General features: G+C 42.1%; 14 protein-coding genes, 2 tRNA genes and 2 pseudogenes. All 18 read right to left on the bottom strand.

Going from position 1 to position 22,639, the window contains the following annotated elements:
- Positions 1-68 precede the first annotated feature (68 nt).
- Positions 69-383, bottom strand: a pseudogene (locus BN3912_RS06025) (bifunctional DNA primase/helicase); the annotation flags it as partial.
- On the bottom strand, positions 380-778 hold the full coding sequence (locus BN3912_RS06020; RefSeq protein WP_023983214.1) for a hypothetical protein: 399 nt from the start codon (positions 776-778) through the stop codon (positions 380-382). The gene BN3912_RS06020 and the pseudogene BN3912_RS06025, both read right to left, overlap by 4 nt.
- A pseudogene (locus tag BN3912_RS06015) lies at positions 768-1,246 on the bottom strand (hypothetical protein). Before BN3912_RS06015 ends, BN3912_RS06020 begins: the two are co-directional and overlap by 11 nt.
- A gap of 452 nt (positions 1,247-1,698) precedes the next feature.
- Positions 1,699-4,620, bottom strand: coding sequence for a PD-(D/E)XK nuclease family protein (locus BN3912_RS06010; RefSeq protein WP_023983217.1), 2,922 nt, complete (start codon positions 4,618-4,620; stop codon positions 1,699-1,701).
- Positions 4,617-7,925: a UvrD-helicase domain-containing protein gene (locus tag BN3912_RS06005; RefSeq protein ID WP_023983218.1), complete on the bottom strand. Its 3,309-nt coding sequence runs from the start codon at positions 7,923-7,925 to the stop codon at positions 4,617-4,619. Before BN3912_RS06005 ends, BN3912_RS06010 begins: the two co-directional genes overlap by 4 nt.
- 136 nt (positions 7,926-8,061) lie before the next feature.
- Positions 8,062-8,133, bottom strand: a tRNA-Glu gene (locus BN3912_RS06000).
- 29 nt (positions 8,134-8,162) lie between these two features.
- Positions 8,163-8,249 (bottom strand) — tRNA-Ser (locus BN3912_RS05995).
- Between the two features lie 179 nt (positions 8,250-8,428).
- Positions 8,429-10,765 carry a TonB-dependent receptor gene (locus BN3912_RS05990; RefSeq protein ID WP_230204666.1) on the bottom strand — a complete coding sequence of 779 codons (2,337 nt, stop codon included), beginning with the start codon at positions 10,763-10,765 and terminating at the stop codon, positions 8,429-8,431.
- 209 nt (positions 10,766-10,974) lie between these two features.
- Positions 10,975-11,847, bottom strand: a complete 873-nt coding sequence (locus BN3912_RS05985) for a GLPGLI family protein (protein ID WP_023983220.1) — start codon at positions 11,845-11,847, stop codon at positions 10,975-10,977.
- Between the two features lie 57 nt (positions 11,848-11,904).
- A complete protein-coding gene (locus BN3912_RS05980) occupies positions 11,905-12,096 on the bottom strand; it encodes a hypothetical protein (RefSeq protein ID WP_023983221.1) in 192 nt (63 codons plus the stop codon).
- A 21-nt stretch (positions 12,097-12,117) separates the two neighbouring features.
- Entirely contained in the window at positions 12,118-12,597 is a 480-nt protein-coding gene (cdd, locus tag BN3912_RS05975; protein WP_023983222.1) for a cytidine deaminase, read from the bottom strand.
- 8 nt (positions 12,598-12,605) lie between these two features.
- Positions 12,606-14,039, bottom strand: a complete 1,434-nt coding sequence (locus BN3912_RS05970; protein ID WP_023983223.1) for a right-handed parallel beta-helix repeat-containing protein — start codon at positions 14,037-14,039, stop codon at positions 12,606-12,608.
- Between the two features lie 250 nt (positions 14,040-14,289).
- Entirely contained in the window at positions 14,290-15,618 is a 1,329-nt protein-coding gene (nhaA, locus tag BN3912_RS05965) for a Na+/H+ antiporter NhaA (RefSeq protein WP_023983224.1), read from the bottom strand.
- A 306-nt stretch (positions 15,619-15,924) separates the two neighbouring features.
- Positions 15,925-17,457, bottom strand: coding sequence for a calycin-like domain-containing protein (locus BN3912_RS05960; RefSeq protein WP_023983225.1), 1,533 nt, complete (start codon positions 17,455-17,457; stop codon positions 15,925-15,927).
- 7 nt (positions 17,458-17,464) lie between these two features.
- Positions 17,465-18,232, bottom strand: coding sequence for a porin family protein (locus BN3912_RS05955; protein ID WP_023983226.1), 768 nt, complete (start codon positions 18,230-18,232; stop codon positions 17,465-17,467).
- An 8-nt stretch (positions 18,233-18,240) separates the two neighbouring features.
- A complete protein-coding gene (locus BN3912_RS05950; RefSeq protein WP_023983227.1) occupies positions 18,241-19,362 on the bottom strand; it encodes a PCMD domain-containing protein in 1,122 nt (373 codons plus the stop codon).
- Between the two features lie 247 nt (positions 19,363-19,609).
- Positions 19,610-21,097: an NADH-quinone oxidoreductase subunit N gene (locus BN3912_RS05945; protein WP_023983228.1), complete on the bottom strand. Its 1,488-nt coding sequence runs from the start codon at positions 21,095-21,097 to the stop codon at positions 19,610-19,612.
- Between the two features lie 17 nt (positions 21,098-21,114).
- A complete protein-coding gene (locus tag BN3912_RS05940; RefSeq protein WP_023983229.1) occupies positions 21,115-22,596 on the bottom strand; it encodes a complex I subunit 4 family protein in 1,482 nt (493 codons plus the stop codon).
- Positions 22,597-22,639: the final 43 nt, after the last annotated feature.

Raw genomic sequence — 22,639 nt, 5'->3', positions numbered from 1 at the left:
CTTTTCTTATGCACAACAAGAGGAGTAGTAGGACGCTTTGTGACACCTATTTCTGTTCCCCAACTTCCTTTATTCTCAAAGGAAATATTAAGATTTAAGTCATGTATAATGGTTGCCAATACTTTCATAAAATCTGTACGGGCATCAAGTCCCAAAATCGTGGCCGCAAACCAAAAACAATCGCCAGAGTATGCATCATTTCCAAAGTCCTTCATACGGTAGCATTGTGCCTTAGTGTCAAAGAAAATATTGCATGAGGCCCGTTTGCCCTCATATAGTGGATTTCGGAAATTCCATTTTGGAACAAAATCAATCGGCATGTAGAAACAGAAGACTTCCACCCCCCTATTTGTGCGTTCCAATATTTCTTCCTTAATGTTCATAGTTCCTCGAATAAGGTTTGCGAGTCTCCCATGTAACCTTTCAGGATACCATCCTTGTAGGCATTGAGCCTTTGCAAGGCTTCCACTCTCCGAAAACCTTTGAAGGAAGCGCGTCCCGTTTTGATTGCAATGTATACCCCTTTGAAGGGATAGACCACGTGATTGCAGGAGATATAACGGTAGGGGATGACCTTGCTGTCTCTCCATCGTGCCAATGAAGCCCTGGATATGCCGAGAAGCCGCAGAACATCGGAAGAATTCAATTCGATTTTTTCTTCCAAAACTGCATAGTCCCGTTTAAGTTCAAGCATGAAGCCTGTAATCCGATCCATACTTTCTTTCAGGGAATGTATCTCTTCCAAAAGGGAGGTGGGGAGCATTTTACTATCTGTCATCACGTGTAAGTCTTTTGATAAGTTTCTCAATAGCCTCCATCAAGTCACGGAACTCGGACAGATTGTCTTGCTTTTTTACTATGCGGTGGGCAAGAAGTATGATGTGTTGAATCATTCTTTTGTGCTCCACATGACAGAGCCTGTTCAACAAAAAGATGAGATCTTCTTTTTCAATTGTAAAGAAACGCTGGTCTTTATCTTCAGTGGTATGCACCAAAGAACCTATCATCCCTTTGGGAAGATGCAAAAGAAGCACATCCATGTCGAATGCGGATGCACATTTGGTATAGGTGTCAATTCTCAAATCTGTCTCTGCATCTTGCAATGCTTCCTAAAATTGGAATATTCCATACCGGCAACTTGGGCTCTCATCTTGCTGTTATCGCAAGAAGACAGCATGATTTCAAGAGTGGAAAGCACGATAAACAAACGCCCCTCTTCCCTTTGAGGTATCATCTTCTTATCCATTTTGTGTGTTAATTTGATTTCTAAGTGCAAAGTTCCAAAGAAATAAACCTTTTTTAAGAATATTGGATTGCCAATGTTGGCAAAATGATACCATTTGTACTTTTTTTGTCTCTCCAATGCATAGGCCGTCAGTGCACGGTGCAAGTCCCTTTTATATATTAAGGACTTGCACCGTACACTGAAATTGTAGCCGGAATCTTTCTAAAAGATCTTTAATCAAATATTTGGCGGTGGTCCATGTTCTTTGTATCTTTGTACCAGAAATGACATAGGCGATGTCTATTAGAGTGGATTATTTATGTACTCTCAAAATACTCTATTTGGGCTACAAGTTGGCTACATAGATAAATGAGACCGATAAAAGTAGTTATGATACAAGGTGTTACAGAATCAAGTTCGAGTCTCGTACGCACCGCAAAGAGCCGTTAAGATTGTCTTAACGGCTCTTTTGTTTATATTCCGCATAACCGATTGTACGGACAGGCATTGCATCTCTTGGTATCAGGCGTTGGACTAAAGTCTGTTTTTGGATCGAATATCTCCCTCAACACATTCTTCAAACGCTCCTTAAACTCTTCATAGTACTCCTCCACATCATTGATCTTCTCCTTACCCAGCTTCAAGACAGGATCATAATTCTCGCCCATCGAATGCTGTATAAATAGCAATGCCGGACTTACAGGCAGTCTTCTATCGTTCCACTGTTCACTATGCCGCACGATAATTGAGTAAAGAATAGACTGTAGAAAATAATCCGTATGCCTCAAAGAAATATCATCCGTTGAAAATACATCTTCAATAGTATTGGTTGTTTTCGATGGCATATTGCCCGTTTTATAATCTATCACCCGTATGTACCGCCCCGTTTCATCACGCTTCACCTCATCCAATCGGTCGATATACCCGCCGATCTTAAGTACTCTACTTTCTCCCAAGACGGGGAACTCTATGGTTGCATAGACGTCTTGTTCCAATGCTTTAATCGTAAACGGCACCAATCGTTTGTCTATCTCTAACAATTGTCTCAAATATCCAATAATAACTTCCCGATTAATTATCTGAAGGCCGTTATATTCTATCGATGCATGCTTTTCTTTCAACTTAAATAATTCTTCGGCAAAAGCTCTGTCTACAATCTCTGCAATCACAGCTTTATTGTTCAACAAGGCATCCAAATCTTCCTTACGTATTTGCAACGGACGGATTAGTTTTAATTTGCCATCTGCTTCTTCTATTTCTTCTTTCGATGCAAAATGCAAATATGCCAGTTCTGCACTGCGATGGAAGATATTACCGAATATACGATTATCGATCTCACCTCCTTCGTCCTCGTCTGGTTCCTTTATCCCCAATACCATATTATAGTAGAATTGAAGCTGACAACGCAGGTATCTATTGATCGCCGTGGGCGATATCTTTGTAAACGAATCCAGTATCGTTATTATCTCATCCGTCTTTTCTATCGGTGTTCGGTGTGGCATTACGACCTTTTGCCCAGCCCTTAACATTACGTATTTGATATTGAATTCGCTCTCTATCATCAGCTGCAACATGAAACGGCTCATCTCTCCGGTCTTTCCATCTTCGGCAGCCGTATTGTATGCAAGCGTTATATCGGAACTTCGTTGCAGCAGACTATAGAAATAGTAAGCGTATATCGCCACCTTATTATCTATGGTTGTCAAGCCGAATGCCTTACGAATAGAATAAGGAATAAATGAGGCATCATTCACTCCCTTGGGCATGTTTCCTTCGTTGCATGACAATACAAGAATGTGATCGAAGTCGAGATTTCGCGTTTCGAGTACCCCCATAATCTGCAAGCCAATGGCTGGTTCTCCGTGAAAAGGTATACTCGTAGACTGTATCAACTGCGAAATCAGCCGCTGAAAAGTAACGCCATCTACCGTAAGATCACCATTTTCAATGAGCCCCGCCAGCCTGTTAAGCAGCGTGTACATACGGAATAAGGACTCCTTAAACAGCGGATCGTAATCTTCTTTTGCCCGAATGCCGATACGTCTTAGCAATTCAATCATCCAATTTGCCAACTGTAAGTTGCGATCACCGTCAAGACGACTGATATCTTTGAAAAGAAAGGCTAAGTTATCATCCGTTGCAAGCTCTCGTATCGAAGGATAATAACGTCTATTCTCCTGTAAATTCTTTAGCAAGTCTACACAGTTTTCCGATACAAATACCGCATACGGATGCCTTAACACCGCACTCACATTACGCAAACGAAACTTATCCGTATTCGAAACATGCCCCACGGTCTGCAATTGAATCAATGTATTTATGAAAGAAGAAACCGGTGATAACGTTAATGGATATCCCGTGGTTATGTTCACATTCTTAACAGTATCCGGCAAACAATGGATAACTGTTTGAAGCAAACCTTCATCTGCAAGCACTATAGCGGTCTTTCGTCCTGCCTGCACGCGCTTCTCGTCTTGCAGCCATCGGCTTATATATCGGGCTTGAGCATCTTCTGTCGTTGCTGACAGGTAGGTTATCTCCTGTTTTCGGTTCAAATTATCATAAATAGCTCCATCCGTCACATCGAGTTCATTAGGATAACGAGACAGGTACTGTGATACGAAATGACCGGCCTCATGGGTATTATGTGCCGGTGACTTAGGCATAAAATAGCGGTCGAAATCCCAATAAAACCGGGCTTTCCCCTCCTTCATTAGCCGATCACAGATGGTTAATTCCGCTTTCTGCATCATGTTGAAGCCGACAAATATATAGGTATCATACTCAAAGACGATATCTTTATCTAAAGCAACCTTACGATACAAGGCTCCTTCATAGGCCAATCCCTGACGTTCCAAACAAAGATTATAGTCATGATAGATCGTTTCAAAATTGCTCCAAAGCGACAAGAAACGCTGCTTTAACTCCGAATTATGATCTTCATTGAAATTGTTGAAGAATTTTTGTAAGGCTTTTTTCTGATTATCCGTAAGGTAAGAAACATCATCAAACTCATGAATATTCTTCAGATTAGCGAACACCTGATGAGCATCTGCCATGTTCTTATCCAAATCATCAAAATCGGCCAACAGCAATTGTCCCCATCCATAAAAATGATCCAATGTCTCGTCGATTTTAGTACAAGCAGTGAATGTTTTATGCAAATCGCATATCAACTTGATTTGATCGCCTTCCATTAACTTGGAATGCCGTCTGAATAATTCGCTTACAGTGATGTATGTCGGGGCCCAAATGGGCTTTCCGGCCACACGAACCAAATATTCATTCATGAAAAGCGAGGCACGTTTGTTCGGAAAAACGACAACTATCTTCGATAGGTTTGTGCCGTATTTACAAATGATGTCCTCTGCCACATATTCTAAAAATGCTTTCATCTCACTTCGCTTATTATATTACTATACACATACCATAGATATCCCGACACATTCCGGTACCCCATATCGCGAAGCAATGCCATGTATTGTCTTACTTGAGCATGGTGCTCTTCTCGCTGTGCAGCAAACTTAAAGTCGATGACTATCATCTCTTTACCATCAGTCAGCACCCTGTCGGGACGGTGTTCCACCACCCTATCATTGCTTCCATCAAGATGTACGATCGAACATTCATTAAATATCGTCCATCGGTCTGAGAACCAATCTTCCACACGCTTATCTTTAAGTCGCTCTCTCAGCATAGTAATCAATTTCTCCTGCGTAAGGTTATGATCGTAAAGCACACCCTCTTTTTCTAATTCGGTCAATGCCGAATTAATGTCCGCCGCCGTCCTGATATTGGAAAGCACGTTATGCAGAATACTTCCAATCTTGACATAATCGGGCAAAGTCTCCTCTTCTTCTTCCACATTCTCTATAAAACTGCGGCTTTTATTGCTCTGCCGGAACTCTACATTCATATCAAAAGATACGATATCAATATTCTCCGTATCTATTGGTTGCTTAAACACATTACGCGAGATATTCGTTTTTTTATTATTCTGCGAATAATCTTCCAATGATCCGTACTCCAAACTTACGATTTCTTCAGCATTTTCGATATCGCCGACTAATACACATTTCTCCAACGTATCGGCCACTATAGGCAGACAAGTCTCTATCAACTCTGTTCTGATACCGCTCTTTCCCCGCTTTCCGAACACCTGCAAAGAACATTTGGCACGCGTAAAAGCAACATAAAGCAGGTTCAGATTGTCGACCACATTCTGCAAATGTTCGTGCAGGTAATCTTGTTCATAAATGGTACTTCGCATCTGCTTCGCAACGAAGTCTATCGGAACGAGCGGTAATTCATCGAAAGGAGCCTCGGTGGGCTTGCACCATATCGTAGATACTTTTTCCAATTGCCAATCACAGAACGGCATGATAACATGCTCAAATTCCAAGCCTTTACTCTTATGAATGGTGATTAGCCTAATTCCATCTATCTCGTCTCCTGCGATGGTCTTACTGTGAATAGTCTCATTCCAATACTCTACGAACGAATCTATATCCGAAACATTGTCGCTGATGTATGAATTCAACTGATCATAGAACGAACATAAGTACGCATCTTCATGCTGCAACGAACCGAGATTGAATATGATATAGAGTTTTTCTACCAAATCTCTGAGCGGTAGACGCACCAAACTATCGGTATAATTCGAGAAATCTTTGGGCAACAATGCTGTCATATCTTCCCTATCCCCAATCATCGTACTCTCCGAATACACGGAACCGGAAGTAACTTTACAATAGGCTTTAGCAAGATTTGCAATTGCTAACCGATCATTAGGATGCATCAACACATGCAAGGCATCGATAATTATGTTTACAGCAAGCGACGCATCCAAGCGAAAAGCCTCATCGGAAACGAGACGTACATCGGGCATCTCGCGCATAAAATAATCGGCTACCTCTTGTATAATGCCATTGGAGCGTATGATAATGGCTATCCTATTCAATGGAACATGATGTTCTATCAGTTCTTCCACGGCCTCTTTCAGGCGTACCATCATTTTATCGTGATAGTCCTTTTGCGGTAAAAGTTCGATATGCACATAACCTTTCGTCGGTTTACCGGCCGGAAGTTTCTGCTCCACATCGGCATAAGCCCTGTTCAACTGTCCGGCTTCTGCAGCATTATCTTCTTCCACCTTTCGATACTCCCAATTTGCAGCGGCCTTAAAAAAGGCATTATTAAAATTAACCACATTGGCTTCCGAACGATAATTCACATCCAATCTCTCGATCATCGTACTTGTATCTGCCGTAGGAAACTCTTTTTCAATATCATTCAGCAGACGCCAGTCACCCGATCTCCATCGATAAATGCTCTGCTTCACATCTCCGACAATCAAATTCTCGGTATCTTCATGACTCATACACTCATCCAACAACACCTTGAAGTTGCGCCACTGTATGGTACTTGTATCCTGAAACTCGTCTATCATTACATGGTGCAGCTGCGTACCGATCTTTTCAAAGATGAAAGGAGAATCGCTTTCATCTATCAAAGACGATAGCAACGCCTGCGTATCGCTTAACAAAAAACGGTTGGCATCGGCATTCATCTCTCTTACCTTTGCCTCAATACTGCTCAACAAACGCAACTGATTTAAATGTTTCAATGTAATATCTGCCGATTTATAAAGCGTAAGCTGCTTCGGACGTATGCGTTCAGCATCCAAAAGCAGTGGCAACAGTTCCGACTGAACCAAATTAAGCAACGGCGATCCCTGAATTCTATCTCCCTTTTTTACCCAATTCATCGGCTCTTCAAGAGCGTCTGTTACACGAGTTTTCAACAATTCGTTATCCTCGAATACGCCATTTCGTAACTTTATAAAATACCCGCATACCCCCGACTTACCATAATTAAAATCGGCAATATCGATACCATTGGCAGACAAGATATCGAAAAATGTCTCGGCAATTGTCAACAGATTATCTTTAGCCTTGTCTCTTACCGCACGTAATTTATCCGTATATTCCTTGAAAAAACCTTTCTGTTTAAGTTTTTCGGTCAGTTCGCCCTCGTTTTGTCTATAGAAATCCCTGAAAATATTCTCACCGAACCGCTTTAAAAGACCGATTATATTCCAACTCTTATCATCGGATATATTCTCGCGAATATAACTCATGATCCATCCAAGCTCTTTACTTGCCGGCACAAGTTCCTCTATCAACGTATCTACAGCCTGCTGCTCTATCTGACGATCGTTCAGTTCAATGCGTAAATTTGCTGTAAGATCGAGCTCTCGAGCAAGGTTTCGTAAGATGCTCTGAAAGAAAGTATCGATAGTTTCTACCCTAAAATAGCTATAATTATGTACCAGATTAGATAGAGCCACCTTGGCTTGAGAGGCAATATATTCCTCGGTTGCCCCCGTCATTTCAATCACCTTATTCAAATATTCCTCTGAATCCGGAAGATGGTGGGCTATTCCGTACAACTGACTCAATATGCGCATCTTCATCTCTTCCGTAGCCTTATTCGTAAAAGTAACGGCTAAAATATTGCGAAAGCTGTCAGGATTGTTGATAAGCAGTTTTATGTATCGCGTTGCTAAAGTAAAAGTTTTTCCGGTACCTGCACTCGCTTTATACACTGTTATCGGACGGTATCTGTTCTGCACGACACCGCTGCATGTCTGCGTTTCAAGACCTTTATGAAACAAATCCAAGCCAGAATTATTTTCCATATCAGATAATATCGTTGTATCTGCAAATTTAAGAAAAAAAATGAAATAAACAGAACGTAATAACCAAAAGAGAGAAAGCCCTTTATAAAAAATAAATGCCAACAGCAGAACTGTTGGCAAAACATCTTAGTTTTAGTAGTCGGTACGAGAATCGAACTCGTATGCCAAGATTGAGAATCTTGTATCCTAACCGTTAGATGAACCGACCATCACGGAAAACATTATTTGTATCCCTTGCGGAAGCTGGGGGATTCGAACCCCCGGTACGCTAACGCGCACGGCAGTTTAGCAAACTGCTGGTTTCAGCCACTCACCCAAACTTCCTTGTTTGTATTTATTGCTGATAGCATTTTTTCCAAACGTGGTGCAAAGGTAACGGTTTATTTTTATTTATCCAAATCTTTTGACTTGTTTTTTAAATTCATCTATCTATGTCGAACACTTGTTTTTAGCGTTGAAAACATTCTAATTCTAACAAGTCTTTATATACAAAAAATATTATTTTAATATTTAACACTTAAACTAAACATAACTTCTCTTCCCCTTAATGGAAACTCAAAATATTGGTAATTAGCACCACTATATAAAGATTCAGTATAGTATTTACGATTTAAAAGATTTGTCGCACTAAATTTTATGGCAAGAAACTTTAAAACATCATATCGTAATCCTGCATTAAGAAAATAGTTAGTAGAATAATGTTTTTGTGTGATTTCAATTATTGTTTGCGAGAAATCCGTATATAAACGTAACCTCTTTATCGGGAAAAAATCTAATCGTATTGCATAATAAGCATTTCTTAAAATACTATGGTCATACGAAAAACGATCTTTACCTTTCCAACTTATATTACCAACACCTGAAACATTGGCATGTAGCCAACTCAATTTATTCCAATTAAAAGATAGATTACTGCTAAATACATTATATCTGATATAATCTTCGACCGTATTCTGTGAAAGAAACGACTTATTATATGAATAACGATTTCCATAATTAAATGTTATACCCAAAGAGCGAAATATCTTTTTTAACGACATGGCTACACTCCACGATGATCGGTCATTATCTCTCCAGACAGGCCGAATAAAGGTTGCATCATCTGTATAAGAATAATTCAGGAAATAATCATTCTTAGCATGCATCCACCCTATATAGATATTCCATGACAGCATATCGAAAGTATTAATATAGGCCAAACGAAGATTTGCTATCGACATTCGTTCTACAGACAAACTGTCTATCATCTTAGAATAAGTACGATAATTATGATTAAGAATACCATTAAAGAACATCTTTTCAGTATCTCCATTCCGGTTATATCCCAAAGATATATCAGCAGTCAGCATATTATTTAATTTATATTCTAAATCTACAGATGGAGAAAATAACACTTTATTGCTATTTTTATACCTCCAGCCATAGTTATAAGAAAGATATTCCACCGGTAAAGAAATATCCATATATCCTTTATCAAAACTGATTTCATAAGTTGGCTCTATAGTATTGAGCCAATACCTACTCGCTTGATGCGAGACTTTATCCGTTGCCAAAGTATTATACTTATATTCAAGTATATAGCCGAAAGTAAGACTATTACCAAATACATCAAAGGCCGTACTCACACGATTGCGCATAAAAAAGTTATACATATCTATCGGTTGAAAGCTTCTATCCCACCCCTTAAATAAAGATGTTAGTTTTTCTTTAGCTTTATATGCTCTGATAACGGAAGAAAAAGTATAAAGATGATTGGGAGTATTCAAATCTGCATTAAACGTATTTTGCAGAAAATAAGGGTTACTCCACACCCTTTCACCCACACTGCCAATATTTGATTTTATCTCATTATGCGCATCTTTCAGACCAAGACTGCCAAGCACTTCATCATAAAGATACAGTTTTTTCGTGTTTAGTTCATAACGTATTTGTGCTTTTACAATATCATTTCTGTCCTTTATGCCATTTCGTTCGAAGATATTTACGGTATCATTCGATACATAACGTACGAAAGTACTGTCGTCTTTAAACGTTGTATTGTGATGATACAGCAAATTAGTCCGCAAATTGGCATATTTTGAAAACGCATGAAGATAATTCCCACCTATATAATAAGACTTATTATTCAAATAATAAAGTTGCGATACCGGAGGCGTTTTTACCGTGGGGGAATATAAAAAAGAAGTCGGCAACGGCTCTGCAAGGTATTTATCACTCATTACAGTCATATCTTTCGTCAACGGACTTAAATCTATTCCACTATTATTCATCATAGCCGAAACAAAAAATTGATTTTTGGTTGCTATCCCTATAGATGTCAGTCTGTTATCCCATATCGTTGCCGGAAATCCGATGCCTCCCTCAATCTCTCCAAACGAACGCATCTTATAGTCCTTTTTCAGCTTGATGTTAAGTGTAGCACGATTACTGTTCACCTTATCCTCTAAGGCTCTGATCGGCTGATTATTCTCCATTATTTGTATCTGTGCCACTGCCTCTGCAGGCATATTCTGCGTAGCTTGATTATATCGGTTGCCCATAAGATCGAGCCCCTCGATATTAAACTTATTAATACTCTTGCCTTGATAGATTATTTCTCCGTTACTACCAACTTCGATACCCGGCAGCCGTTTCAGCACATCTTCAAGGTAACGATCTTCTTTCTGGCGGAATGCATCCGCATTATATAGCAAAGTATCCTTATTTCGCTTAATCGGTTCAACCGTAACCGTTACTTCTTTCAGTTTAATGGCAGAGGATATTAGAGTCGCATCATATCCGTATCTATCAGCTTTTATCAATACATTTTGCTTTTTATAACCGATAGCAGAAAACTCCAAACGATGTGCCGCAGGTTGCCAAGCTATAGTATACGTTCCGTCTTGCTTCGTAAATGTATAGGCAAGCAGCGAGTCTTTAGCGTCGAAAAGCTTACATGTTACATTAAAAATAGCTTTGTTATCTGCACTCTTAACCTTTCCCGTAAGCATTTGTGCAAATACGGAAACAGGTAATAGTAGCAGAAAGAACAAATACGAAACAGCTTTCATTACCATTTCAACTCAAGCATATTACTGGGGCGTTTAGGATATGTAGGCTGTTCTTTCCTACCTATCATGGTCCATCCTATAATTTCTTTCGCAAGGTTCATATGATCTTCAATCTCATTCCGATATGCCGTAAGCGCCTTTTCCTTGGTTGTCTTGATAATCTCTTTTCCGCCATATAAATACATTTCCCGAAGTTCTTTCGCTTCACCTACACCGTTGTTGATAAATATCCAATTTCGTTTGGTATCGTAGAGATTGATAACCAGCCCGGGCAATCCATAAAACAAATAAGGCCCATAAGGCAGATTTATGCTCTCCGCATACCATGCAATATAATCACGCCCCGCATAAGAACAGGTTGCTTTCTTGCAAACAATATTATTGATAACACTGTCTTCCTGCACTAAAGTCCAATTAATCGCCGGCGTAGGTATCGTATATTCATACTTCCGCAGATTTCGGCATTGCACAGTGGTTTGCTTTGTCAGCAAATTCGTTAAAGTTACCCAATAGTATCTCCGTTTAAATGCAGCAGCATTGAAACTCTTATTTGCCTCCGGGTTATGCGCATTCTTTCGGCTTTGGGTACAAAAATCATTGATAGAGTCGGTTAATATACAATAATAATCGGCAAATCGCACATATTTATCCGATATCTGCAAGATGGTTTGCGCCTCAGTATATTTGCTTTTAGTAGAATCTCTTAAAAACAAAAGTTTATAATAAGCAGAAAACCGTGCAGAGTCGCAACGCACCTTTTTAGTCTTTTGGTATGCATACATTCCCCCATCAGGGCTTTGCAGTTGGGGTACCTGTGCTCTTATCTGTACAGAAGATATAAATAACAATAAAAAAATCGACAAACTCTTCATTCTTTTTAAGAATAAAGGCCGTATAGCCGATACCGCAGCTTTATAATTATAATAGAATTATTTAACAGCAAGAATTCCGCCATTAGGTCGTGATGTCAAAACCGCAGGCTCTTCTAAATTTTCACTTTCGAACATTGCAATAGCCTCCTCTTTATTTTTTGCATGGAACATATGTTTTGTTCCGTCAGCATACGTCACATAATACTTATAAGCAGATGCCGTTTCCGGAACGAGTGCACCAATAGCCATAAAAGCTACTATTCTTTATTTTCATCGCATATTCTTGTCTATAAACGATAACGGGAGCAAGTCTTTCACGCTATCGATGCAATATACGCCCTCGGTACCATAGAGTAATATGCGTATCGGACTTTTATACCTGTCTTCTATCTCCAGTATAACTTGCCGGCATGCACCGCATGGCGTTACCGGTTGCTTAAGCAGGCCATCGCTGTTCTTTGCGGCAACAGCCAACGTTCGTATAGGCTGGTCGGGGTAATTGGCCTGTGCTGCAAAGATGGCAGTACGTTCTGCACAGAGCCCTGAAGGGAACGCCGCATTCTCTTGGTTGGCACCTATCATAATCTTACCGTTGTTTAACCGCAAGGCCGCCCCCACATAAAACTTGCTATAGTTGGCATACGAGTTATCGGTAGCTCGGATGGCTTCGGTCAGTAGCTCTTGCTCTTCCTTGGGAAGTTCGGTAAAATCGCACAGCTTTATGCCGATTTCTATCTTAATATTTTTCATGCTTTTATTTATTGTTTAACGTATTCGAATGCTCCGATATCCGGCTTATCATCGCGTGCAGTCCCGCTCCTGTCGGTAGGTAAAGACGTGGCGAGAGAAGCTTTACCGATGGCCGAAGACACACTGTCTAACCGGAAATCGTAACTAAGTTTATCGGTATCTATCTTTACAAAGTGCTTTCTTCCGTACTTCGTCGTATCTCTTACATTCTCGTAATCTACCCCAACGAATTTCAAACTGTCGGCCGTAGTTGGTTTGGGAGTTCTGATAACACAGTGATCGAACAGATAATCAACCGCCAGATCATCTTTCTTTCGGGTAACCATCAACTCATCGTCGGCATAACCGGTTATCAATGTATTGGCACAATTCATAGCCAGCAGCGGTTTCAAGGCACTGCAACGAAAGGCAACACCCCGCTTAGAATCGAACGGATAGAACTGCGCCATGGTACATCCGTTCACAATAGCATCGCCACCATCTATAAATACGCAGTCTTTCAGTGTATTCGTGAACTGCGAATTGCGCAATACAACCTTGCTTTCGATACTCATCAACCCGTATCCCTGACAATTGTGAATGGTACAGGCATCGAGTGTAAGGGTGGTACGAGCCACATCCGACGAGTCTGCCAGCACACCATTGAACGTGCTGTGTATATCGGTATAAGCAAGAACATTATCATACGAGGAACCACGAAACCTTATTCCTTGCCATTGTCCGCTTACTCTATCATACGGCAGGTAGGAAAACAAACGGTCGAGCCTGTCGCCTCTTAAAACAACATTCTCCGAGGGTGTACCTTCTGTAACCAGCTTACCATACACGTTGATGCCCGCATCATGATGGAAATACAGCACAGTTCCCGCCCCTATCTTCAACGTTGCAGCACTGTCTACCGTAATACCGCCATAAACAATAATCGGTTTCGTACTCGAAATAACGGTATCGTTCTTTACTTTCAGCGACCTTATCACATCGGCATCCCACGAATATGCATTCAGATTAACCTTCTGTATCCGCCCGCTTTCGAGCGTTATAATAAGATTATCTTCTATTTTCTGCGGAGCTTCTTTGCGGGTGTACGCCGACGTGAGTTCTACAAAAACGCGCACGCTGTCTTTGTTTCTTACCTCAATACCGCCTGTCTGATAGCCTGCCTCCTTACCTAAATACACGCCATCTATATTAACACGGAAGCCTGACTGGTTGCCCCGTTCCAAACGAATGTTGCTGCATCTGATGCCATCTCCCGAATAATTGTATATCCAAAAGGACTTTGCCGCCGTTGGAACGTTCGAAAACGTGGTGTCCAACTTCAATGTATCGGTAGAAAACGATAGCTGATGGGCCGGCGACGTAGTAAAAGAATCGTCGTCGGTGCATGCAAACAGCATCATTGCCAATGCTATCGAGGCCAATATTTTATAATATAATTTCATCAATAGTAATAACGTTCATTCTTCCAATTTATTTTCAAAAGCCTATTATTCTATGTGAAAAAATATCGATATCCAGCGTTTTTTTGCCCTATCTTAAACGCTAATCGAACTTACAGTCTACCGCATATTCGGATAAATACGCCGCCTATATTCTACAAACATATCCTCTAAAGCTATCAGGAACACTATATAAGCATGATAGGAACATGGTATATCTCCGGCGGAAAGACAAAGTATGCCTTTTGCCCCTTTATCGCGCCGATGTATGCAGAAGTTTATATCCAATCAATCCGCCGAGAATAGAAGCGGCAAAGATACCCACCTTGGCCTGTACCATATGCGTTGCATCGGCAAAGGCGAGGGTGGTGACGAACATAGACATGGTAAATCCGATCGATGCAAGAAAGCCGAGTCCCAGCAATCTGCGCCGTGTCATAGAGCGCGACAGTTCGCCTAAGCGCAATCGGGTGAGCAACCACACAGAGAAGATGATGCCTATCGGCTTGCCGAGCAACAAGCCCAACATAACCCCCATGGCCACATGATTGGAAAAAACATCGGAAAGATGCATATCGACAAACGACACACCGGCATTAGACAGTGCAAACACCGGCATAATAACGAACGACACCAACGGATGCAAACTGTGTTCAAGGCGCTGCAACGGCGGTATGGCGTTCGCAGTCTCGTCTTTTACTTTAGATATGATTTTCACCTGTTCCTCTTCCAGCGTAATCACATCGTTGGCAGCCGCTTTCTCAAACCTGTTCATCTGCTTTTTTATGCGAGCGATAAAGGCCGCTTCGGGGATCGAAGAATCGGCAGGTATCATAAACGCAGTAAGCACGGCAGAGATTGTAGCATGTACTCCGGACAACAAGAATGCCATCCATACGCCGCCGATACCTACGATGCCGTAGAACCATACATTTTTTACACCGAATTTATTTGCCAAGAACATGACGAAAAGAAAGGCCATCCCGATGCCGATATTGGAAAGAGAAATTTCGGAAGTATAGAAGAATGCTATGATTAAAACGGATCCTAAGTCGTCTACAATGGCCAAAGTGGTGAGGAATACCTTAGCCGAAAGCGGCACACGATCGCCTAACATATAAAGTATGGCGAGGGCGAAGGCGATATCTGTGGCCATCGGGATACCCCAACCATGTGCAACTATGGGATTGTTAAAGTTAAACAACAGATAAATGAATGCCGGAACAATCATACCGAACACGGCAGCACCTACGGGAAGAGTTACTTTACGGATGCGGCGGAGCTCTCCTCCGATAAATTCACGCTTCAGCTCTAACCCTACTACAAAGAAAAATAGAGACATCAGACCATCGTTAATCCAATGTTCCAAACTAAAGTTAAGCAGTGGCCTACCATTGAATAAGAAGCCGAAATGTTGCTCGAAGAACGAGAAATATTGCTCTCTGATAGGAGAATTAGCCAAAACAAGGGCTATAATAACGGAAAATAGGAGGACTATACCACCGGATTTCTCCTGACGCATAAAGTGTTGGGTGGGAATTATTACCCGATGGTTGATTTTTTGTTGATACTTTTCTATCATGATGTAATTGTATTTACGGAAACTGCTTTGCCCATAAATACAAGATGGGAAAAGCCTTTTGCAGTTTTATTTCGAGCTATCCTGAGTTAATTATCGGTTTCCTGTTCTAAAATGCAGACCGTTCCATTTATCATATTTCGGCTACAAAGTTACGAAAAAAAATGAAAATACCAAATCTACATGCTTGTGTAACAGGAGCATAACAGGTAGAATATTCAGATATAAAGAAATGCGTGTCCGGAATATTTACCGAACACGCATTTTAAATCTATACCGTGTTTATCCCTCCAAAAGAGTAAACCGTTATTATTTTCCTACAACCTTAACTGTTTGACCGTTGGCTTTCTTCACAATGTAAACACCATCTTTCTGCATTGCATCGACTTTTACACCCTGCAGATTGTATATTGAATTGACCTGATCGCCGGATGTTCCGTCAACGGTACCGATACCGCTCGGCGTATCTTTAGTGAAGTGAAGCGTGTAGACGGTTTGCGATTTCAAATCGTTCGACAGCGATGTAAGCGTAACATCCCAACCTTCCGCAGTTGTTGCTATGGTTTTCTTGATTAAGGCACCATTTGTTGTGGCCACAATTTTATCAGCCGTCGGCTCTTTATCTGTCTTGAGTTGGTAAGAAAGCGTATTCGGATCAAAATTAGCCACCTGTGTACCATCGACAGAGATACCGCGTAACTGTGAATTATAGACAAGTTCGATATCGTCTACATACAACTTATCACCCTTGCTGCCCTGCCCGGGATCGGCATTAGTAGAAAGAGTAACGAGGATGGCCTTGCCCTCGACCGACTTATTAACGTAATCGAAAGGCACCACAATGCGCTGCCATGCGCCGCCCTTGCTCTCTATCTTGTTATTCTTCGCTTTGGCCAACACATTACTGTATGCTTTATCCTCGGGATCTTGGTAATAGGTACCGTCGGTAATGGCCGCGCTCATCGTTGCATAGGGGTGCGCTGCAACGGCTTCGCCCTGCGTGAACTTCACCCATACGGCAAGCGAATCGGGCCGTCCGTTCATCAGTGTATAGAAAGGATCGCCGTTACTATCCTTTTCTGTAGAACTCATATCGAGCTCCGCATGGTTCTTTTTATCTGACGCAATCGTCGATCCAGCTATCATACAGCCTGTGGTCATGGTCCCATTTGCAACTATAAACAAGAATGAAGCCGATTGAAGTAATACGCTTTTATTCCCATTTGAGCCCGGCCGCATTATTCCTTCAGCGATGAATGTGTAAGGGCCTAAACTCTTCGCTGTACCGGCATACACTCCTTTAGCACTTGCAAAAGAATGCCATGCATTGGGTTCGTCTACGGTTCCTTCCTTATGGAAGTTTTCAAAACCCGCATTGGGTAGCTGATAACCACGCCCAAATACGACTTCAATGACCTGCCCTAACGTCGCTTTCATATCGATGTGAATAACAGTATAGAGCTTTCCACCCTGTATCTTCGCCTTTAACTCGATAGGAATATCTTGCAAATTGGGGCCGAGCCATGAGCCTATAGATGGATCGTCACCCTCGGTGATTTTTACCGTTTGCGACGTTTCCAGCAGCGTAGCGCCATCAACGGTCTCACCTGTAATATCGGGTAATACGATATTACCAACACCTATCTTCTGACCTCCCTGAGACATTACGAAATTCTTCAGACTCAACGTGTACTTATCTCCTCCTGTCGGTTCTACGGAGATTGTAGCTTCTTGCTCACTTGACACTCCATTTACAGAAACTGTCAGCAAGTCTTTATAATCTGTTGCCATGCCTATAATCGAAACAGTCAACAGAACAATACTCATAAAAAACTTTTTCATCTTCTACCTATTTTAATTTGTGTGTTATACCCACTGTAGCAAAAATGGGATAAAGCGTTTGCTCTATGGTTTTGAAACTGCTATGATGAATACCGGTAAGCCCCCAGTTCAATTCCGCATAAACACCGAAGTGCTTGTATATGCGCCAATCTGCACCGACACCGATCCCGTACTGCATTCTGCGCATATGTTCCGAAAAATCGTAGTTACCCCGCGTTCCTTCATCGCTTCCGAGTTCTATTTTCGCTCCCGTAGGGTTCCCCAAACGCAGATAACCGTCGTGAGCATAGCCCGTAAATCCGCGTGAAACCACATACGAAACATAGGGGCCTACGCGTAAAGTAACTCTCTCATTTACAGAGAATACAGCCTGTACGGGTATAGTAAACATCCATTCTTTTACTTTGGTGGTTTCGTCGCCTGTGAACATACCACTGATAGATTCTCCTCCACGTACCATATCCATGTGATAATTCTTCACCCTTGCATCTTCTTCCATATCTTTGGTTTCGAGCCGAAGGCCCACAAAAATACCCAATCTGTCGGTTAAAGGCTTCTTGGCATCTGCCCCTAACACAATATTCGGTTGCAGTGTGTAACTATTCAGCTTTCTGATACTTGCGGGAAGTCCAACAGGTGCGGTCCCTCCAATGTTATAACCAACGCGGGCATTCACCGTTACATCATCGATCCATGATTGCGCTGACGCCACATGGCATAAGCCAAACACCATGAGCAATACCACAAAAAGCCTTATATTTATCTTGCAATCCATTTTCTTTTCTATTTCTCGCATATTACCTGAATATCGTCTATCAGCAGCTTACTGCCTATCGCACCCTCGAAATGGTCGCCATTTTTGCTCGAAGAGAACACGATGGCTAGACTGTATCCTTTGTTCTCGAGAAGTTGTTTGTCGATCTGCGCCGAATATTCGAAGTTTACATCGAAGAGTGTCCATGTTTCCACCGTCTTTATGTCATGCAGTTCGGCAATGGCAACGATAAGGGGACTTGTCTTGATATTACTTCCGTCAAGCGTAACCGCAGCTCCCGTATCATCATGGTTCCTATAAAACACGGCATAAATGGCAGCGCTATCAACCTTGGTTGCGACAGGATTGCCGTTTACATCTTGAAACTTAGGCCCCGGCACATACTGATAATATCCCTTGAACGAAAGGGGATGTTGGTCGAAAGGTACACCGAAATGAGTTGACTTCAACGGATTTCTCAACGCTTCTCTTAGATCGAAAGAGCCAAGGAAGAAATTTCCTGCCGCCAATCTCTTATTCGCCAATACACCGAATGGGCCGGTATCACGGGTTATCAATTGGAGGCCTGCGCCCGTTCTCCCTTTTTCAAGCGGGACAGATGGATATTCATCGGGCTTTGCAGAGCCCATACTCAAAGCAAATCCGGCATTGCCATTCGCCCAAGAATCGCCGTTCGAAAGGGCATTATGCCAAATATAATATTTCTTTCCTTGGGGTTCGAGTTCGTAGTTTTCGAAACCGAAATCTATCGAACTCACAAAAGGTACGAACGAAACTTTATATGTACGATGCCACATGCCATCTTCCGAAGTAACCGTATAGTCTACAGATGACAACGAAAAATCGTGCACACTACCGCTCTGCGGAACAATCGTTGCCCCATTCGTGGTTCTGAACATCGGGGCGAGGGCTGTCAGATCGGCACCGTGCCGCACACTGAAAACAATTGTGCTGTCTGTAGATGGCACATTCTTCAACGTATCTGTAGCATTGAAGAATACGCTTTCAGGCCGGTCAACATGCACAAAAACCTGTTCTATATCGCATTCGGCATTCGGAGCTTCCTCTTTAAAACATGATGAAAGCAATAAGCAAGAACTGATAAAAAGGTATGTTGAAATCTTTGTCATCCGATTGAATCAATTTTATTTACGCGGCAAAGTTAGGTATTTTTTCTGAAACCCACCAAATAATATAAATAAAAATCGTTTTACACCGGCGACTGACTTATCGAGAGCATAAATCATTTCGCATCATAGAAAGTGACTTACCGAGACCAAAAATTATTCCGAGATGCAGGAAAGTAACTTATCAAAGCAAAAATCCTTTCGTTCCTAATAAGAAACAAAAGGATTTTTATACCGATAAAAGTTCGCTCTACTGCCCTATGGCAACAATGTCTATCCAATCGTAAACCAGAGAACAGACGCCGAAAAGTACAATGCCCGCAGTACACAGGGCAAGGGCAACTTTTGTATTTACATGGGATTTGAAAGCGGGCAGTGGCGTATCGGACTGCTTGATGTACATGGCTTTCACAATCAACAGATAGTAATACAACGAAATAACGGTGTTCAGCAAAGCTATGAATACGACTGTATAGGCAAGAGCACCAATCGTGGTATCGACAGATGCGCCCTTAACGGCGGCCATGAATACGAAGAACTTACTGAACATACCGGCAAAAGGCGGAATGCCCCCTAGCGAAAACAATGCAAGCGTCATTAAAAAAGCCAGCTTGGGGTTGGTGTGGTAGAGCCCGTCATAACTATCCATATCTGTCGTGCCGCCGTTATGTTCTTCTACCGCACTGATAATTGTGAATACGGCCATATTGGCAACAACGTAAACCAGCACGTAATAGGTCAGTGCCGAAACGCTCATAGCCGAGTTGCCAATCACGGCAAGCATGATGTAACCGGCCTGTGATATGGAACTGAACGCCATGAAGCGTTTGAGCTCGCTTTGGCGGATAGCAAACAGATTGGCTATGGTAATGCTCAAAACAATAACGATATAGAGCAAATATTGCCAATACTCTACCATCGGGGCGAACACTTTCATGAGAATTACGCAAAGGGTAAATGCCGCAGCACCCTTGGAAACGACACTCAGATAGCCTGTAACCGTGGTGGGCGCACCTTGATAAGAGTCGGCAGTCCAAAAGTGGAACGGTACAAGAGATATCTTGAAGCCAAGACCGCTGAAGAAAAATACCATGCCCATGATGCTGAGTGGCGACACTGTAAGGCGGGTGGCCATGTCATCAAAATACAGCGTACCCACGGCACCGTAAAGAAATGAAATACCGTAAAGCATGACTCCGCTTGAGAAGGTGGCGGTAAGAATGAACTTGGCACCGGCTTCGGCAGAATGATGACGGTATTTGTCGAATGCTACCAAGCACGCCATAGGCACACTGGCCATTTCGAGTCCGAGGAAAAACAGTATAAAGTGGTTGGCACTGATCATCATGTTCATACCCAACAGAGTTGAAACTATCAGCATGTAGAACTCTCCCTCTTTGAAAGAAGTATCGGTGCGCGACAGCCATTCTTTAGCCTGTACTACTACGATCAGTGTGCCCAATGCGAGAATGGTTTTGATAACACCGATAGAAGCATCGGTATGATACATCCCGCCAAAAGCCGTCATCGGTACTGTAGGGCAGACATTCAGCAGGATGTGGACTGCTAACAGAATGCAGACCAATGTGTTGAACCACGGACGAGAATGAGAAACTTTCCCCACTCCTTCGGCAAATGCCGGTCTCCTTACCGTACAGAAATCTACGATGAAAGTTATCAGCAAGATAGCCATCAAAGTGACTTCCGGCATCATATTTAGAAATTGACTATAATTCATCTTCTTATGATTTTAGTTTACAAGATATTCTGAAGGATCGGCCCCACTGCATCGGAAATAACATTACCTGCCCACAGAGGGAACAAACCCAAGCCTGCGACACAGGCAATCAGACAGATAACGGCAACGCGCTCATCCCATGTGGCATCGGTAAGCGTCTCGTAATGTGGATCGGCCACTTTCTGATAAAGAATCTTTCCGACAACGCGCAAGATATAGACCGCCGTGATAACGATGGACGTGCACGCAATAATCGTAGCCGCACGGTGGAAAGTATCGTTATTAGCAAACGATCCTACGAATATAGTCATCTCTGCGATGAAACCTGAAAGGCCCGGAAGGCCAAGATTAGCCAGACCGGCAATAACATATCCTACACTCAAAAACGGCATGATTTTCATCAGACCACCGAGCTTACGTACATCGCGGGTGTGGGTACGCCCATAGATCATTCCGATAAGGGCAAAGAAAAGAGCCGTCATCAAACCGTGAGAAAGCATCTGGAGCACAGCCCCTGTACACGAAGTCTGTGTCATCATCAACAAGGCGAACAATACGAGTCCACAATGAGATACGGACGAGTAAGCATTGATATACTTTAAATCTGTTTGTACACAAGCAGAGAATGCACCATAGACAACAGAGATAGTCGTAAGAATAAGGAATATCCATGAGAGTTGCTGTGCCGCTTCAGGAAGGAGATACATAGCGATGCGAAAACATCCGTATCCCCCTAATTTCATCAACACACCTGCATGAAGCATCGATACGGCTGTAGGCGCCGAGGCATGACCGTCGGGCGACCATGTGTGGAATGGAAATAGGGCGCCGAGCACACCGAAACCAATAAAGATAAACGGGAAAAATATCTTCTGGATATGAACGGGAATATTATGCATAGCCGCAATAGCCTGTACATCCATTGTGGTTGCTCCGCTGAAGAAGTAGATGCCAAGAATACCGAGAATAAGAAGCGCAGAACCTCCCATCAACATCAGAGTTAGCTTCATGGCCGCATATTCTTTAGGGCCACTTCCCCACACACCTATTAACAGATACATAGGAATGAGTGCAACTTCATAAAACATGAACATGGTAAACATGTCCGTAGATATAAAAAATCCGAATACCCCTATACTTAATAAGGTAAACCAAAGGAAATACTCTTTCTTCATGGGCTGCAACTGCCAAGAGGCAAAAGTTCCGGTAAAGACGATAATTGCCGAAAGCAACAGCATGACGACAGAAATACCGTCTACACCAACACTGTAAGCAATGTTAAGCGGTTTGAACCACGGAATACTGTATGTAAACAACATTGCCTCATGGTTGCCAGCATTGCGCAATTGAATGAATGTAATAGTAAGCCACACAGCCAAAGCAAGCAAGCAAGCAGAACCGGCAACCATTACACCACGTACTTGGTTATCGTTGCGTGCTATCCAAAGACCGAGCAACATCAGTACGGGTATTACTACGAATAAAGTTAATATACTCATTTTTATTTCAATTCATTATTCTTAATCCATAAATCCATGTTGA

The sequence above is a fragment of the Prevotella phocaeensis genome (genome assembly GCF_900065875.1).
Classification (GTDB): domain Bacteria; phylum Bacteroidota; class Bacteroidia; order Bacteroidales; family Bacteroidaceae; genus Prevotella; species Prevotella phocaeensis.
This window is presented reverse-complemented; position numbering and strand designations above follow the sequence as displayed.

What these genes read in the sequence shown, in the direction of transcription:
- BN3912_RS06020 (WP_023983214.1), bottom strand. Translation starts at nt 778, where the DNA reads ATGACAGATAGTAAAATGCTCCCCACCTCCCTTTTGGAAGAGATACAT.
- BN3912_RS06010 (WP_023983217.1), bottom strand. Translation starts at nt 4,620, where the DNA reads ATGAAAGCATTTTTAGAATATGTGGCAGAGGACATCATTTGTAAATAC.
- BN3912_RS06005 (WP_023983218.1), bottom strand. Translation starts at nt 7,925, where the DNA reads ATGGAAAATAATTCTGGCTTGGATTTGTTTCATAAAGGTCTTGAAACG.
- BN3912_RS05985 (WP_023983220.1), bottom strand. Translation starts at nt 11,847, where the DNA reads ATGAAGAGTTTGTCGATTTTTTTATTGTTATTTATATCTTCTGTACAG.
- BN3912_RS05980 (WP_023983221.1), bottom strand. Translation starts at nt 12,096, where the DNA reads ATGGCTATTGGTGCACTCGTTCCGGAAACGGCATCTGCTTATAAGTAT.
- cdd (WP_023983222.1), bottom strand. Translation starts at nt 12,597, where the DNA reads ATGAAAAATATTAAGATAGAAATCGGCATAAAGCTGTGCGATTTTACC.
- BN3912_RS05970 (WP_023983223.1), bottom strand. Translation starts at nt 14,039, where the DNA reads ATGAAATTATATTATAAAATATTGGCCTCGATAGCATTGGCAATGATG.
- nhaA (WP_023983224.1), bottom strand. Translation starts at nt 15,618, where the DNA reads ATGATAGAAAAGTATCAACAAAAAATCAACCATCGGGTAATAATTCCC.
- BN3912_RS05960 (WP_023983225.1), bottom strand. Translation starts at nt 17,457, where the DNA reads ATGAAAAAGTTTTTTATGAGTATTGTTCTGTTGACTGTTTCGATTATA.
- BN3912_RS05955 (WP_023983226.1), bottom strand. Translation starts at nt 18,232, where the DNA reads ATGGATTGCAAGATAAATATAAGGCTTTTTGTGGTATTGCTCATGGTG.
- BN3912_RS05950 (WP_023983227.1), bottom strand. Translation starts at nt 19,362, where the DNA reads ATGACAAAGATTTCAACATACCTTTTTATCAGTTCTTGCTTATTGCTT.
- BN3912_RS05945 (WP_023983228.1), bottom strand. Translation starts at nt 21,097, where the DNA reads ATGAATTATAGTCAATTTCTAAATATGATGCCGGAAGTCACTTTGATG.
- BN3912_RS05940 (WP_023983229.1), bottom strand. Translation starts at nt 22,596, where the DNA reads ATGAGTATATTAACTTTATTCGTAGTAATACCCGTACTGATGTTGCTC.